Source organism: Glaciihabitans sp. GrIS 2.15, assembly GCF_035984695.1.
Taxonomy (GTDB): domain Bacteria; phylum Actinomycetota; class Actinomycetes; order Actinomycetales; family Microbacteriaceae; genus Lacisediminihabitans.
In genome coordinates this window covers 126,303-142,256 of record NZ_JAXCHU010000002.1, presented here as the reverse complement: position 1 = coordinate 142,256, position 15,954 = coordinate 126,303, and the positions used below count along the sequence as shown (strand labels likewise).

At 63.6% G+C, this 15,954-nt stretch carries 10 protein-coding genes; 6 read left to right on the top strand and 4 right to left on the bottom strand.

Annotated elements, in window-relative coordinates; all coding sequences use genetic code 11:
• Position 1: 1 nt before the first annotated feature.
• Both RCH11_RS03035 and RCH11_RS03030 read right to left on the bottom strand, forming a co-directional pair.
• The gene (locus RCH11_RS03035; RefSeq protein ID WP_327055520.1) at positions 2-1,054 is read right to left on the bottom strand and encodes an AI-2E family transporter; all 1,053 of its coding nucleotides are present in this window, start codon (positions 1,052-1,054) and stop codon (positions 2-4) included.
• Positions 1,055-1,094: 40 nt separating this feature from the next.
• Entirely contained in the window at positions 1,095-3,047 is a 1,953-nt protein-coding gene (locus RCH11_RS03030; protein WP_327055519.1) for a DivIVA domain-containing protein, read from the bottom strand.
• A 195-nt stretch (positions 3,048-3,242) separates the two neighbouring features.
• On the opposite strand from RCH11_RS03030, the gene RCH11_RS03025 reads away from it, so the two are divergent.
• Complete coding sequence (locus tag RCH11_RS03025; protein WP_327055518.1) at positions 3,243-5,144, top strand: hypothetical protein; 1,902 nt, start codon at positions 3,243-3,245, stop codon at positions 5,142-5,144.
• Positions 5,141-6,061: a tetratricopeptide repeat protein gene (locus tag RCH11_RS03020; RefSeq protein ID WP_327055517.1), complete on the top strand. Its 921-nt coding sequence runs from the start codon at positions 5,141-5,143 to the stop codon at positions 6,059-6,061. Before RCH11_RS03025 ends, RCH11_RS03020 begins: the two co-directional genes overlap by 4 nt.
• 275 nt (positions 6,062-6,336) lie before the next feature.
• Here the strand turns inward: RCH11_RS03020 and glgB are convergent, their stop codons facing one another.
• Together glgB and RCH11_RS03010 are read right to left on the bottom strand one after the other, a co-directional pair.
• Positions 6,337-8,598, bottom strand: coding sequence for a 1,4-alpha-glucan branching protein GlgB (glgB, locus tag RCH11_RS03015; protein ID WP_327055516.1), 2,262 nt, complete (start codon positions 8,596-8,598; stop codon positions 6,337-6,339).
• Positions 8,598-10,574 carry an alpha-1,4-glucan--maltose-1-phosphate maltosyltransferase gene (locus RCH11_RS03010; protein ID WP_327055803.1) on the bottom strand — a complete coding sequence of 659 codons (1,977 nt, stop codon included), beginning with the start codon at positions 10,572-10,574 and terminating at the stop codon, positions 8,598-8,600. The genes glgB and RCH11_RS03010 overlap by 1 nt, the downstream gene beginning before the upstream one ends.
• Positions 10,575-10,724: 150 nt before the next feature.
• On the opposite strand from RCH11_RS03010, the gene glgP reads away from it, so the two are divergent.
• The 4 genes from glgP to RCH11_RS02990 all read left to right on the top strand — a co-directional run bounded on the left by glgP (position 10,725) and on the right by RCH11_RS02990 (position 15,951).
• On the top strand, positions 10,725-13,283 hold the full coding sequence (glgP, locus tag RCH11_RS03005; RefSeq protein WP_327055515.1) for an alpha-glucan family phosphorylase: 2,559 nt from the start codon (positions 10,725-10,727) through the stop codon (positions 13,281-13,283).
• Between the two features lie 469 nt (positions 13,284-13,752).
• Complete coding sequence (locus RCH11_RS03000; RefSeq protein WP_327055514.1) at positions 13,753-14,361, top strand: alternate-type signal peptide domain-containing protein; 609 nt, start codon at positions 13,753-13,755, stop codon at positions 14,359-14,361.
• 142 nt (positions 14,362-14,503) lie between these two features.
• Positions 14,504-15,052: a SipW-dependent-type signal peptide-containing protein gene (locus tag RCH11_RS02995; protein WP_327055513.1), complete on the top strand. Its 549-nt coding sequence runs from the start codon at positions 14,504-14,506 to the stop codon at positions 15,050-15,052.
• Positions 15,049-15,951 (top strand): hypothetical protein, encoded by a 903-nt coding sequence (locus tag RCH11_RS02990; protein WP_327055512.1) that lies wholly within the window; start codon positions 15,049-15,051, stop codon positions 15,949-15,951. Before RCH11_RS02995 ends, RCH11_RS02990 begins: the two co-directional genes overlap by 4 nt.
• Positions 15,952-15,954 lie beyond the last annotated feature (3 nt).

The window sequence follows — 15,954 nt, the reverse complement described above, 5'->3', positions numbered from 1 at the left end:
ATTAAAGCTCGTTCTGCCTGGGTACGATCACCTGGTCGATGATAAGAAGAACCGAGGCGGCCACCGGGATGGCGATGAGCGCCCCGAGGATACCAAGCAGCGCACCGCCAGCGAGAGCGGCGATGACCACAATTGCTCCCGGTACCTTCACGGCCCGGCTCATCACGCGCGGGTTGATCACGTATGCCTCGATCTGCATGTAGATAACGTAGTAGACGCCGACCCAGAGGGCCGGGCCCGGACCGGCCAACAGGAGAGTGCTCAGGGTGATCAGGACGCTGCCGGACAGGGTGCCGACGAGGGGCACCAGAGCGAACAGGAAGGCGATGAAGGCGAACAGGGCGGGGTATTTAGCGCCGAACAGCTGGCCGATCGACAGAAAGATGAAGCTCGCGACGCCGTTGGCGAGGGCGATGGTGCCCTGGCCAACCACGTATCGGCCGACCGAAGCGCTGATCTGTTCCGCGAGATCGGAGAATCGAGCCCGCTTCGACGCAGGCACCAGGCGGTAGAGGCCGCGCTTCATGCTCGATAGCGACGCGACGAAATAGAGGGTGAGGATCAGGATGATCACGAACCCTGTGACGCCACTCGCGATGCCGACGCCAACTGACAGTAGGCCTCCACCGATCGTCGACACGTTGCTCCGCAGCCAGTTTCCGGACTGCGTGATCAGGTCGTTCAACTGGATCCAGTCCGGCAGGTTCTTCTGGGTGGCCTTGATCCAGCCCAACTTGGAGACCGTCGCAATGAAATCGGGAAGGCTGGAGAGGAGGTTATTGACCTGGTCGACGATCACCGGCACGACGGCGAAGATCAGCCCGACGAAGACGGCGAGGATGCCAACGAGCACGGTGAGGATGGCGAGCGCGCGCGGGAATTTGTGGCGTTCGAGCCAGGAGACCGCGGGGTCGATACCGAGGGCGAGGAACAACGCTGCCCCGATGTAGGTGAGAATCGTCGACAGCGACGCCACCGCTCCACCGATACCGACGGCAACGAGCACGCCAAGACCGCCGAGCAGGCCAAGCCGGAAGGCGTTTTGAATCTTCATGCAACTCCCGTAAGTAGTGGAAAGGCTGCCTGATCAGCGGCTACTTGTCGGTCGCAACCTTCTCTGCCTGTGACAGTACCGTCCGCAGGCTCTCGAAGTAACCAGCCACAGCCTCGCGCTCGATACGAATCTGCGAGAGACGTTCCTCCGCGTCGGTAACGAGATCTGCGGTGCGCTTCTCGGCATCTTTAATCATCGCCTTCGAGCGAGCCTCGGCATTCGAGAGGATCTCTGCGGCTTCGGTGCCGGATCGGTCGCGAAGTTCACGGGCCTCGGCCTTGGCATCCACGTCGATCGCGTCGGCCTCGACTCGCTTCTCACCCGTGATGCGCACCGCATCGGCGAGTTGCGCCCGCGCTTCGTCAAGGTATTTCTGGGTCTGGGCAACTGCCTCCTGGTGCTTCGCCAGGAACTCCTTCTCGGCCTCGTCCCGGCGGGCCTTCAACTCGACGTCGAGATCGGTGCGCGCCTGCTCGGAGTCGAGAGCAAGCCTGGTTCGCGTTTCGGCCGTGTCGTGGGTGAGCGAGGCGCGGGTCTGTTCCACCTCGCGGGTGACGTCGGCCTGCAGCTGCTCCACTTCGCGGGCCACATTGGTGCGCTGCTCCTCCACGTCATGCTCGAGACCGGCTCGACCCGCGGTGAGCTCCGCATCGAGTTTCGCGCGGGCTCCGGTGGTCTCCTGCTGCAGTTCGGCGCGGGCCCGCTTTGACTCGAGCGCGAGCGTGGCCTTAGCCGCTTTCGCGTCCTGCGCAATGGTGGCCGCGGCCGCAGAGCGATCCTGCTGCACCTGCGCGGTCGCGGTTGCCGTCTCCTGCTCGAGAGCGGCTCGCGCGACGACCGTCTCCTGATCGAGCGCGTCGCGCATTACCGCGGTGTCGAGTGCGAGGGCATCACGTGCCGTGGTGGTCTCCAACTCGAGGGCGGCTCTGGCGGCCTCGGTCTCCTGTTCGAGAGCGACACGCGCCGCCTCGGTCTCCTGCTCGAGAGCGACACGCGCCGCCTCGGTCTCCTGCTCGAGAGCAGCTCTCGCTGAGGTGGTCTCCTGCTCGATCCCGGCGCGAGTCTCGGCCGTGCGACGAGCGAGGGCATTGTGGGCATCCGCCGTCTCGTTCTCGAGATCATTGCGTTTTTCAGTGCTGTCGAGCTCGAACGCGGTGCGGGCCTCGTCGATCTCCCTGGCGAGCTCAGCGTGCTGTGTCTCAGTGGACTGCGCCAACTCGATTCGTGCCGCCTCGGTGCCACGGTCGAGGTCGGTGCGCTGCTGTTCGGTATCGCGGGCCAAGTCACCCCACTGCTTCTCGGCCTCGCTGGTGAACTCGGTACGGCCAAGCTCGGTCTCGCGGGCAAGCGCTGCTGCGGCATCCCGGGACTCGCTCACCTCGCGGTTGGCGACGGCCTTGAGCTCTGCAGCCTCGCGTTCGGCTTCGGCACGCACGGCGGCAGATTCTCGCTTGGCAGTGGCGCGCGCTTCGGCAGCTTCGGTAGCGACAGCGCCACGAATAGCGGCCGCGTCGCGCAGTGCATCCTGGGTGATGGCCTCCGCCTCGGCCCGCGTGCGCTCAAGAAGCTCAGACGCCTCCGAATTCGCAGAGTCGAGGATGCGACCGACGGTGGAATGCGCATCGGCGACACTCTTCTCGGCACTCTCCAGCGCGTCGGTGCGCAACTTGGTGACCTCGGCCTGGACGCCGCTCCGCAGCTTCTCGGCATCGATGTCGGCCTGGCTAATAAGTCTCGTCGACTGCTCCTCGGCGACCCGGAGCGTGTTCTCGAGCTTCGTGCCGAGTCCGCTATAGGTTGGGCTGCCGGTCTCTTCGATCTCCGCCTGGAGGTCGTCGACGGTTGCGTGAAGCCGCTTGAGCTCTTTGGCGGCCTCGGCCTTGTCACTGTTTGCCTTGATCAGCTCACGCCGAAGGTCCTGGATCGCAGTGTCCACCTCGTCGCGGTTGTACCCGCGCATAGCAGTGGTGAAGGTTTCGTCGTCAGTGGCCACGCTGTCTCCTCGTGAGTCAATTCGACCGGGCACGCGCAGGGACGTGGCCGGAACCATCCGAGTTTAGCCTGAGAGGCGACGGACCTGAGGGGGCGATTCGGGGGCAAGAACGCCCTGTTGACCGGGTCTCGCGGGTGACGGCGCGGAGCCTCACAGGGTCGATAGGCTATTCTGGAATGTCTTTGCCTGCTGCTAATGACGACTTTCGCGTCAGTCCTCGGGTCTCCCGGTGTCGCCCCAGTACCACCCTCCACCGCTTCCGCGCTGCGGCGGCAGTGCCGCGGGGGATACTGGTCGCCGGTCGCTCACGGCACCATGAGAGGAGTAACCAACGTGCGTTTCATCGCCGCGATCATCAGTTTCGTAATCGCTTTCGGGCTCATCGCCTACGGCATCGCCCAGCGCACTGTGCTTGCCGAAGCCGATAGCGTCACCGCTTCAGAGAGCTTCACCACCAAGGCTCGCGTCACTGTCGTCAGTTCGTCGACCCTCAAGTCGCTCCCTGGCCGCCAGGAGGTCCAGATCACTGGCGCGAAGAAAATCTTCGCCGCCTATGGTCGCACCGAAGACGTGATGGCCTGGGTGGGAGACACGAGCTACAACAGGGTCGGTTTCAACCGCGATAAGTCGTCTCTCACCACCAAGCTCATCACCGGCAAGTCCTCGAATGTGCCCAATCCGCAGGGTTCTGATCTCTGGCTCGACGAGTTCAGCGAGACCAACAGTCTCAACTTCACCGTGAACGTTCCGGACGACATTTCTGTGATCATTGTCTCCGACGGCTCGAGTGCCGCGCCGAGTAACCTCTCCATCCGCTGGCCACTCGATAACCGCACCCCCTGGTCTGGCCCGCTGATCGTCAGCGGAATCGTGCTGTTGATCGTCGGTCTCGCGCTCTATCTGTGGGGACTTGCGCACTTGCGCCGTTCCCGCGGACCTCGTCGGAAGACTCCCAAGATGCCCAAAGTACCCCGCCAGCGTAGCTATCGACCACGGAAGCCCAGGGCCGTGGTGCCGAGCGGTGGGCGCCGGTCCAATCGCCGGCGCATGGTCGCGATCGTGCCAGTGCTGCTGATTGGTGGGCTCTCGCTCAGTGGATGCTCTCCCAACTCCTGGCCTGACTTCATGAGCGGTGCTGCTTCGGCCACTCCTACACCGACCGCCTCGGTGACGGGCTCTGCGTCAGACCAGAAGCCTCCTGTAGTTACTGTCCCCCAGCTGAAAGTGATCATCTCGAAGATCTCTGCGGTGGCGGCTAAAGCTGACGCTGACAAGGATGTCGAACTTGCGAAGACTCGATTCGAGGGGCCAGCCCTTGACCTGCGTACGGCCAACTACGCCATCCGCAAGGTCGATGGAACGCAGGCCGCCCTCGCCGCGATTCCCGCGGCTGCCGCAACGGTGATCCTGCCGCAACAGAACGACAAGTGGCCACGCGCGGTCTTCACCGTCGTTGTGAACCCCACCGACAAGAAGGTGCCGCCGGTGGGGCTCATGTTGGAGCAGAAGACGCCGCGCTCCGAATACAAGGTTCAGTATGCGACGTCACTTCAGGCCGGAGTGGTGCTGCCGAAGCTCGCAGCGAAGGAGGTCGGCGCACCCCGTCTCCCTCCGGACGGCAAACTGCTTGAGCTTGAGCCGTCGAAGATCGCTCTCGCCTATGGGGACATCCTCGAAAAAGGTCCCACGAGTGAATCTGCGAAGTACTTCGACACCTCGAACGACAAGCTCATCGGGCTGATCGGGCTTGAGTATCGCAAATCCCTCCAAGCCGCGCTGCCTGCGAAAGCCAAAATGGAATTCGCCAACGCTGTTGGGGCCTACGACAGCATCGCTCTCGGTAGCAACGATTCCGGAGCGGTCGTCGCGGTGTATCTCAATGAATCCGTCACCGTAACGCCGACAGAAGCGGGCGCCGCGGTGAATACGGAGGGCCAGGTGAAGACCCTTTCGGGAGTCACCGGCTCCACCAAGGGCACTGTGGCCGTCTACGGCGATCAGTTGCTTTTTTACGTACCGAGCGCGCTCAGCAAAACCCAGAAGATCTCGCTACTCGGTTTCGCGACCGGTCTCACCTCGGCTAAGGAGCTCCCGTGACCTCGATTCCCCCCGCTAGCCGCGCAAATCTGCGTGGCGCCGTCGACCTCTCGTCGCTTGTCCGTCCCCCGGCTGCCCCGGCTGGCGCTGCGCCCGGCGTGGCTACCACCGTTCCGTCGCTCGTGCTTGAGTCGTCGGACGCGTCCTTCACCGGCATCCTGGATCTCTCCCAGACCGTACCGGTGGTCGTGGAGCTGTACGTTGGCGAGCCATCGGCCACTCTCATCCGCGCTGTGACCGGTTACGCGGGTCGCCTCGTGCTCGCCACGGTGGATGCCGCGGCCAACCCCCAGCTCTCCCAGGCGTTCCACGCGGCCGCGGCTCCGACCGTCGCCGCCGTGATCGGCGGACGTCCGATTGCGCTCTATGAGGGAGACCTGCCAGAGGCGGATGTGAAACAGGTGCTCGACCAGCTGCTCACCCTGGCCGCCCAGCAGAACGTGACCGGCACCGTGACGCCATCGGAGCCGGGGGCCGAGCCGGCCGAACCCCTGGAGGAGCCGCTACCGCCGCACCACCAGGAAGCCTACGAAGCGATCGCCGCTGGTGACTTCGAGACAGCCATCCGCGAATACAAAACGGCCATCGCCCAGGACCCGCGAGACCAGCTTGCTGTGGCAGGCCTTGCCCAGGTGTCCCTGCTCGCCCGCCTCGGAACGGCGTCGGCCGCTGAAATTCGGGATGCGGCCGCTGCTGGCCCCACGGACATCGACGCCCAGCTTGCCGTCGCCGACCTCGACGCCTCCGGGGGGCATCTCGACGATGCGTTCGGTCGACTCCTCCAGCTCTTTCCCACCCTCGATCAAGCGGGCAAAGACCGGGTTCGCACCCGCCTGCTCGACTTCTTCGAGATCGCCGGAGGGGATGACCCGCGCGTCGTCGCCGCGCGTCGTCGGCTGACGGGGCTGATGTACTGAGCCTTATCGGTCGGGGCTCTGTGCACGCGTCACCCGCGCGTCGATAGCGTTCGACATAACGCCGGCCCCGAATCATCCGAATTCTGGATGTTGAAGGTGCGCTGGACCGGAATACTGATGTTGAACGCGCCCTTCGTCGCCAGGAAACCTGCACAGGGTTGCCTTGCCGCACCGCTCGCCCAAAACGCAGGAGATTCGCCATCAAAGGCGCCTTTCGTGGCCGATGGGTGCATTTCGTGGCGAATGTCCTGCGTTTTGAGAGTGCCGACGGGCGGCTACCGCCTCAGCTTGAGCCAGAGGCCCGCGAGCGGCGGCAGTGTGACCTCCGCCGAGGCCGGGCGGCCAGCCCACGGAGTGTCGGTCGCTTCGACCGCGCCGAAGTTTCCGACTCCCGAGCCGCCGTACTCGAAGGCATCGGTGTTCAGGATCTCGTCCCAGGTGCCAGCGAATGGAAGCCCGACCCGGTACGGTCCCACCGGATTGCCGCCGAAGTTCATCAGCACCGCGATGGGATTGCCGTGGTTATCCCAGCGAAGAAACGACACGACGTTGTGTTCGGCGTCACCGGCATCGATCCACTCGAACCCGCCCGGGTCGTTATCGCGCGACCATAGTGACGGCTGGTCGCGGTACACCCGGTTCATCTGGCTCACCATCGTCAGTAGCCCGCGATGAACTGGCTGGTCGAGAATCCACCAGTCGAGCCCACGCTCTTCACTCCACTCTGAGGGCTGGCCGAACTCCGAGCCCATGAACAAAAGCTGTTTACCGGGATGTGACCACATGAACGCGAGATAGGCGCGCAGGTTCGCGAGCTTCTGCCATTGGTCGCCGGGCATCTTGTGCAGCAGTGACCCTTTGCCGTGCACGACCTCATCGTGACTGATCGGAAGCAGGAAGCTCTCGGTGAACGCGTAGATCATGCTGAAGGTGATCTCATTGTGGTGGTACGAGCGGTACATGGGGTCCTGTTCCATGTACGAGAGGCTGTCGTGCATCCAGCCCATGTTCCACTTCAGGCCGAAACCGAGGCCGGATCCACCCGTCGGCTTGGTGACGCCCGGCCAGGCGGTCGACTCCTCGGCGATCATCACGATGCCGGGGTTGCGCTTGTAGGCGGTGGCATTCACCTCCTGCAGAAAGCTGATGGCCTCGAGGTTCTCCCGACCGCCGTTCACATTCGGCAGCCAGTCATCCGCTTCCCGCGAGTAGTCAAGGTAGAGCATGGATGCCACCGCGTCGACCCGGAGTCCGTCGATGTGGAAGTCCTCGAGCCAGTAGCTCGCGTTCGCGACGAGGAAGTTGCGCACCTGCGAGTCGCCGAAGTTGAACACCAGGGTGCCCCAGTCGCGCTGCTCACCCCGCCGCGGGTCGGAGTGCTCATACAGCGGCTGCCCGTCGAAGTTGGCCAGGGCCCACTCGTCCTTTGGAAAGTGTGCGGGAACCCAGTCCATAATCACGCCGATGTCGGCCTGGTGGAGGCGATCGATCAGATACCGGAGGTCGTCCGGATGCCCGAACCGGCTGGTCGGCGCGTAGTAGCCGGTCACCTGGTAGCCCCATGACCCACCGAACGGATGCTCGGCGAGCGGCATGAACTCCACGTGGGTAAACGCGGTCTCCTGGAGGTAGGCAATAAGTTCATCGGCCAGCGAACGGTAGTCGAGCCCCGGACGCCACGAACCGACGTGCAGCTCGTAGACGCTCATCGGGGAGTTGTGCGGGTCGCGTTCCGCGCGGCGACGCATCCAGTCAGCATCGCCCCACTCATAGAGTGTTTGGCCCACTTTTGACGCGGTGGCCGGCGGGATCTCGGTGTAGCGGGCCATCGGATCGGCACGCTGCACCCAGCGTCCGTCGGCGGTGAGGAGCTCGAACTTATAGGAGGTGCCGGGGGTGAGGCCGGGCACGAAGAGCTCCCACACCCCGTTGTCGTCGAGGCGGCGCATGGCATGCCTTTGCCCGTACCAGCCGTTGAAATCTCCGAGCACCCGTGCGGCCTTCGCATGCGGAGCCCAGACCGAGAAACTCGTGCCTATGACGCCTTCGTGCGGCCGGAAGTGTGACCCGAACACCTGCCATAGCTGCTCGTGCCGCCCCTGGCCCCACAGGTAGAGATCAAGCTCTCCCACCGAGGAGACGAACCGGTAGGGATCATCCGCCACCCAGTCCGGTCCGTTGGAGTAGGTGGTCTCGACCCGGTAGGCCTGGCCGACGCCGGCCGAGAATCCCTGCCACAGGCCATCGGCCAGGTGGCTGAGCGGCACGCGGGCGCCATCGGCGCGAATTGCCGTCACCGAATCGGCGAGGGGGCGGATGACACGGATTACGAACCCGCCCCTCAGAGCGTGCTGCCCCAGGGTCGCGTGCGGCTGGGGATGACGGCCCTCCACGAGCGCCGTGACGTGGTCGGGGTGCAGTGACGGCAGCACGGGAGTGGCGACGCTGGCTGCCGTCTGGGTGGCGGCTGGCTTCTTCGCCGCCGGCTTCTTCCCGGCGGGAACCCTCTTGGGGGGAATGGACGGGTCCTTCGCCATTATTTTCCTCTCGGGAGTTCGACACGCAGGATGTGGACGGGCTCAACGAAGGCGTCGAGCCGCACGAAGTTCTGCTGGCCCCAGGTGAATTTCTGCCGGGTGATGAGGTCGGTCACCTCGAACGGCTCGTCAGGATCGACGCCGAACCGGGTGGGGTCGAGATAGACCGTCGACTCGCGAGCCGAATGCGGATCGAGGTTGGCTACAACGATGATCGCGTCACCGCGTCCGGAGCGGGTGAATGAGCCGTCGAGGTACTTGCTATAGACCAATATCGAGTCGTCATCGCACCAGTGGATGTCGAGATTACGTAACTGGCGCAGAGCAGGATGCTCCGCCCGGATCTTGTTCAACTGGGTGATGTACGGCGCGAGCGAACGTCCGGCCGCCTCGGCGGCGCCGAAGTCGCGGCACTTGTATTCGTATTTCTCGTTGTCGATGTTCTCTTCGGAACCGGCCCGGGCGACATTCTCGTAGAGCTCGAAGCCGGCGTAGACGCCCCAACTCGGCGACGCTGTCGCGGCGAGAGCCGCCCGGATCTTATAGGCCGCAGGCCCCCCGAATTGCAGGAACTCGGTGAGGATGTCCGGGGTGTTGACGAACAGATTCGGCCGAAAGTAGGGCGAATGTTCGTGGGAGATCTCGGTAAAGAATTCCTCGAGCTCGGTCTTGGTGTTTCGCCAGGTGAAGTAGGTGTAGGACTGCTGGAAGCCCACCTGGCCGAGGGAGTACATCATCGCTGGCCGCGTGAACGCCTCCGCAAGGAAGACGACGTCAGGGAATTCCGAGTTCACCTGGTGGAGCATCCACTCCCAGAACTGCAACGGCTTGGTGTGCGGGTTGTCCACCCGGAAGATCGTGACGCCGAGGCCGATCCAGTACCTGACGATGCGAAGCACCTCGGCACGAATGCCGACCGGATCGTTGTCGAAGTTGATGGGATAGATGTCCTGGTACTTCTTCGGCGGATTTTCCGCGTAGGCGACCGACCCATCGGGAAGCGTGGTGAACCACTCGGGGTGCTCGATCACCCAGGGGTGGTCGGGCGAACATTGCAGCGCGAGGTCGAGAGCGACCTCGAGGCCGTTCTTCTTCGCGGTATCGACGAACGCCTCGAAGTCCTCGACCGTGCCGAGATCCGGGTGAATGGCGTCATGCCCGCCGTCTTTCGATCCGATGGCCCACGGAGATCCCGGATCGTTGGGTCCCGGATTCAGCGTGTTGTTCGGACCCTTCCGAAAGCTGACGCCGATCGGGTGGATCGGTGGGAGGTAGATCACGTCAAAGCCCATGCCAGCAACGGAGGGGAGACGGCGTGCGGCCGTGCGAAAAGTGCCGCTCGTCCAGGCGCCATCCTTGCCCTTTTTCGCGCCCTCCGACCGCGGGAAGAACTCGTACCAACTGCCAGCCCCTGCCCGTACCCGCTCGACGCGCACCTCGAGGGGGAGGCTCAGAGTGTTGCGGCTCGCCAGTGGCCTCTTTTCCAATTCTTCGGTGACGCGAGGGTCGAGGGCGACAGCAAATCGCGTCGCCGGCGCGAGGCTTCTGGTGGTCATCACCTTCGCGGCATCGGTCAATACCTTGTTCGACGGATCCGATTTCACGGCCCGGGCAAGAAGCTCCGTCCCGATCAGGAGCATGACTTTGACGTCGATTCCCGCCGGAATCTTAATCTCGGCGTTGTGCAGCCAGGTTGCCCAATCGTCGGTCCAGGCCTGGATGCTGTACAGCCAGGTGCCCTGCACGTCGAGGAGCACGTCAACCTCCCACCGATCGAGCCCCACCCCGACTTCGTGCATCCGATACTTCGACTGCAGGCCTTCTGGCGTGCTGAGGAGAAGATCGACTCCAAGAAGGTCGTGACCCTCTGTGAAGACCGTCGCCTGGAACGGCACGACTTCCCCCACGAAGGCTTTTGCCGGCCAGTTGTTCTCGGGCTGCTGGGGGGCAAGATGCCGTATCGGGATGCGGCCCATCTTTGGTTCGAAGACATTCGTCACTCTTCGACCGTAGCGGCTCAGCAAAAGTTTCTCTGCCCCTTGACTCCCGAACCGCTGCTTATGTTTAGCCGGGAACGGATGTCGCCTCGGGCACGAACGACAACTTTCTGCCCGTAGGGTGTAATCGTGAAGGCTATCCGTCGTTTTACTGTCCGCACCGTTCTGCCTGATGCGCTCGCGCCATTGGAAGAACTGGCCACCAATCTCCGCTGGTCCTGGCATCTGCCGACCCGCCGACTGTTCGAGGACCTCTCGCCGGAGTTGTGGGAATCCAGCGGGCATGATCCCATCGGCCTGCTCGGTGAGATCGAGCCGTCACGCCTGGCGGTGCTTGCCGCTGACCAGGAGTTCGTCGCGCGAGCTGCAGCCCTGTCACAGGATCTGCATACCTACCTCACTGAGCCGCGGTGGTACCAGCAAACGGTGACGGATGACGCGCCAAAGGCGATCGGTTACTTCTCTCCGGAGTTCGGCATCGCGGCGGCGCTTCCGCAGTACTCCGGCGGGCTCGGCATCCTCGCCGGTGACCACTTGAAGAGCGCGTCGGACCTCGGCGTGCCGATCATCGGTGTAGGCCTCTTCTACCGTTCGGGATATTTTGCGCAGTCCATCTCCCCGGACGGCTGGCAGCAGGAGTCGTATCCTGTGCTCGACCCCGACGGGCTGCCGCTGTCCGTTCTGCGTCATCCGGATGGCACCGCTGCGCAGGTCACGCTTGCTCTGCCGGGTGCTCGCGCACTCTACGCCCGCGTCTGGCAGGTCGCGGTTGGTCGCATCCGCCTTCTACTGCTCGACACCGACATCCCCGAGAATGAGGACTCGCTTCGTTCGGTCACTGACCGCCTCTACGGCGGTGGCGGAGAGCATCGCCTGCTGCAGGAGATGCTTCTCGGCATCGGTGGGGTGCGTGCGATTAAACTTCTCACCGAGCTGACCGACGCCGATGCGCCTGAGCTTTTCCATACGAACGAGGGACACGCTGGCTTTCTTGGCCTCGAGCGCATCAGCGACCTGATCGGTGAGGGCCTGTCGTTCGACGAGGCACTTCAGGTTGTGCGCGCTGGCACCGTCTTTACTACCCACACTCCCGTGCCGGCCGGCATCGACCGATTCGACTCCTCTCTCGTGCAGCAGTACTTCTCCACCGACCTGCTGCCGGGCGTCGAAGTCGACGATGTGTTGGCGCTCGGTGCCGAGGACTACGAGGGCGGCACCGCCAACACCTTCAACATGGCGGTGATGGGTCTGCGTCTCGGCCAGCGTGCCAATGGTGTCTCGCAGCTTCATGGCGAGGTGAGCCGAGGGATGTTCGGGGCACTGTGGCCCGGTTTCGACGCCGACGACGTGCCGATCACGTCGGTGACCAATGGAGTGCACGCTCCCACCTGGACCGATCCCTCGCTTGTGGCACTCGCCGCCGACCGCCTCGGCACATCGAACACCACGACGGCGGACTGGGCCTCCGCCGCGGTGAGCGACGCCGATCTCTGGAACGTGCGAAACGGCATGCGCCAGCAGCTCGTTACCGATGCCCGCGCCCGCGTCTCCGATGCCTGGGCCGAGCAGAACCCCGGTGTCCGCGACCCCGCGTGGTTCTCCCACCTGCTCGATCCCAACGTGCTCACCATCGGGTTCGCCCGCCGCGTGCCCACCTACAAGCGGCTCACGCTCATGCTGCACGATCCCGAGCGTCTCCGATCGCTTCTGCTCTCCGCGGAGCACCCGGTGCAGATCGTGATCGCGGGCAAGTCGCATCCGGCCGACGACGAGGGCAAGCGCCTCATCCAACAGCTTGTGGAGTTCTCGCAGGAGCCGGAGATCCGCAAGCACATGGTCTTTTTGCCCAACTACGACATCGCCATGGCGCAACTGCTCTACCCGGGAACGGATGTCTGGCTCAACAATCCGCTGCGCCCTTTGGAGGCCTGCGGGACATCCGGCATGAAGGCGGCGCTCAACGGCTCGCTCAACCTCTCCATCCTCGACGGATGGTGGGCCGAATTCCACGACGAGGAGAACGGCTGGGCGATCCCCAGCGCAGATTCTGCCGGGGACTCTGCCGAACGGGACAAGCTCGAGGCCGAGTCCATGTACGACCTCATCGAACACCAGATCGCTCCGCGTTTTTACGATCGTGGCACAGACGGGGTGCCGACGCGCTGGGTGGAGTCGATCCGTCACACGCTGTCCACCCTGTCGTTCGAGCTCTCCGCCGACCGCATGGTTCGTGAATACGTTGAGCGGCTATACGTGCCATCCGCCGCCGCCCACCGCACGATCTCGGCCGATGGGTATGCGCCGGCGCGAGCCCTTTCGGCCTGGAAGTCCCGGGTGACCGCGGCCTGGCCGCATGTGTCGGTCGCCCACGTCGAGTCCGGAGGAGTGGATGCCGTGCCGCAGGTGGGGGACGAATTGCACGTGCGGGCGCACGTCAACCTGGCCGAGCTGACTCCGGCGGATGTCTCGGTGGAGGTAGTGTACGGGCGTGCCCGCGAAAACGATCGTCTCGAGAACCCGCAGAGCGTCGAGCTGCTACCGTCGCCCACTGGTGGTGATCCGGCCCAGTTCACCGGCGCCGTGACGCTATCGCGGGCCGGTAGCTTCGGCTACAACGTTCGGGTCGTCCCACGGCATGCGCTGCTGGCGAGCCCCGCCGAACTGGGGTTGATTGCGGTCGCCAGCTGACCGAACTTTCCTTCGGGCCCGTCGCGCGTTTCAGCGCGGCGGGCCTTTTTTTGTGCCGGAGACCGGGGTACATAGATGGAATTTAGCTGTACCCCAATTTCAGTAATTGACAACTGCTTGGATACGGAATCCAAATCAAAATAGCTATTTGGCAGCTGATTTAGTTGAAAAACTGGGAATATACTTCGAAAAACACCCCTGTAGCGGTATATCGGTGTGCCCTGCACTGGGGGCATTTAGAGGATAGACAATGCCGTCTGTCCTTCATATTGTTTTATGCGGGGAAGGTGTTCGCCAGAGATTGCCGAGATGCGCAATCGCGGAGGACACGATTGCCGGACGAGAAATCCATTCGGAGTCAATCACCACCCAGAATTTCGTGTGTTTGCGAGGTTCACGCTGCACAGACAGCACGCCGATCGGCAGGCTGCACCCACTTGGCATCGCAGATGTCACGGAAGGACACATCATGAACAAGCTCACCAAGGCGACAATCGCCGGAGCCGCTGGAGTCGCACTTCTTCTCGGCGGCGCGGGAACCTTCGCCACGTGGAACGCGACGGCGCCGATCAGCGGCGGAACTATCGTCGCCGGCAGTCTCCTCGTCGGCACCCCGGCCGCCGGAACCTGGTCCGTCACCCACCTCACTGCGGGCAGCGGCACCGTATACGGGTCTTCCGCCGCGACCACGCTCGCCAGCTACAAGGCATCTCCGGGCGACAAGCTCACCTACACGACTACCGTCCCGATTACCGTGTCGGGCACCAACCTCGTCGCGACGCTGGCACTTGCTCCCGGAGCGATCGCGGCCTCCGCGCCGGGCTCTGCCGCCAATACCGCGTTGGCGGGCTTTCTAACGCTCAACACCATCGTCGCCATGTCCGGCACCGGCATCACCGGCACAGCGCCGAGCTACGTGATCAATGGAGGACCGACCGGCACGAACAACGCGATCGTGAACGCGACAGTGACCGCAACCATCACGTTCTCGAGCGGCACTGCCAGCACAGAGAACACATCGATGCTCGGCTCCGTCGACCTTTCAGGTATGGCGATCTCCCTGGTACAGAACTCCTAGCAGCAAGCAGCATCGAGATCGTTGGGTGCCCGCCCGGTGGGCGGGTACCCAACGATGGCTGCGAGAACGTATCAATCTATTCATCGAATATCGACGAGAGGCGGTGGTTACCGTGAGTGCAGAGCGAGGTGCCATTCAGCGCATGTTCTCAATTCGGTCAATCCTCAAGGCCCTCGCCGCAGTCAGTGTCGCGCTATTCGTCGGTGTGGTCGCAACCGGTGGCACCTACGCCCTCTGGAATTCGAGCGTGAAGATCGGCGGTGGAACCGTGAAGGCGGGGGCCGCGACCCTGGTCATTTCCCGCGCGCTCACGATGTCGTCGACTCTTCTCTATCCGGGACTCACGACCTACGGCGCATTCGAGGTAACCAACTCGGGCGACGTACCTCTCCAGCTGAATCTGCAGTCGCTCACCGGCGTCACCTCGAACGGTTTCACACAGAACCTCACTGTCAGTGTCGCGGTCGCTCCCAGCGCCAGCGCCACCGTGGCTGATTGCCCCGCACTCTCGTCCTATCCCTGGTCGCGGGTCGCGACCGCGCCGACCGCCGGGTCACTCGGTACCACCCTCAGCGCGGGCGCCTCGGCAACCCTGTGCGTATCCACCTCCCTCGCGTCTAACGCACCGGCCGTGGCTCAGGGCCAATCCGCACCGTCCTTCACTCTGACCGTCGGCGGGACCCAGCCATGAGGTCTTTCAGCTTCCAGACCATGCGCACCCGGCTCGCCGTCATCGCCGGACTCTCCGTGTTCCTTGTGCTTGCCGGAAGCGGGGTCGCTGCCGCGGTGTGGACCTCGGCGGCCTCCGTTACTGGATCCGTCACGGCGGCAACTACTTCTCTCACGGTCGGGGGCGCCAACGCTCTCGATACCCAGTATGCGTTTGCCGGGGATGCGAGCCACTCTCCGACGATCGTGCGCACCCTGGTGATCAAGAACACCGGGACCGCACCGCTCGGCTACACACTCTCGATCAGCGGAATCGCGGGCAACACTCTCGCAGGCTCGCTGACCCTGACCTTGTGGACCAGTACCGGAACCTGCCTGAGCACTGGTGCTGGTGCCACAACCGGTACCCTCGCCTCCCCGCCGGCGTTGCCGAGCGGCGCACTTTCCGCTGCTCCCGGTGCGAGTTTTACCCTCTGTGTGTCCACTGCGCTGAACACCACAATCGTTGGCTCCCAAGGGCTCACCGTCACCCCGACGTTCACGATCACGGGCACGGTGGGCACGAGTACCTGGACGGCCAGCGCACCTGATGCGACTTTCACCCAGACGGTGTACCGAATGGCCAACCCGACGTCGCTCACCTGCTCTCCAGGTAAAAGCGACAAGACAGTGACCCTCAGCTGGACCGCTCCCGTCGGCTACGGCAGTACGGGAAATGTGTCGTACCAGGTGGTCGATACTGCGGGCACATTGATTCAGGCCCAGCCCGGAGGTCAAACGACCGTCTCTATCGGATCGAAGGACGTGAACAGCACGCCGGGAACTCTCTTTGTTCAAGCGAAAGAGGACCTTTATGGTTCAACGTCTCCTGGCGTGTCGATCACGCTCGGTCAACAAGGCAACAAGATTTTTTGCCCATAACCG

Coding starts and splice junctions, on each gene's coding strand:
- RCH11_RS03000 (WP_327055514.1), top strand. CDS start 13,753: ATGAACAAGCTCACCAAGGCGACAATCGCCGGAGCCGCTGGAGTCGCA.
- RCH11_RS03025 (WP_327055518.1), top strand. CDS start 3,243: ATGACGACTTTCGCGTCAGTCCTCGGGTCTCCCGGTGTCGCCCCAGTA.
- glgB (WP_327055516.1), bottom strand. CDS start 8,598: ATGGCGAAGGACCCGTCCATTCCCCCCAAGAGGGTTCCCGCCGGGAAG.
- RCH11_RS02990 (WP_327055512.1), top strand. CDS start 15,049: ATGAGGTCTTTCAGCTTCCAGACCATGCGCACCCGGCTCGCCGTCATC.
- RCH11_RS03035 (WP_327055520.1), bottom strand. CDS start 1,054: ATGAAGATTCAAAACGCCTTCCGGCTTGGCCTGCTCGGCGGTCTTGGC.
- RCH11_RS02995 (WP_327055513.1), top strand. CDS start 14,504: ATGTTCTCAATTCGGTCAATCCTCAAGGCCCTCGCCGCAGTCAGTGTC.
- RCH11_RS03010 (WP_327055803.1), bottom strand. CDS start 10,574: ATGGGCCGCATCCCGATACGGCATCTTGCCCCCCAGCAGCCCGAGAAC.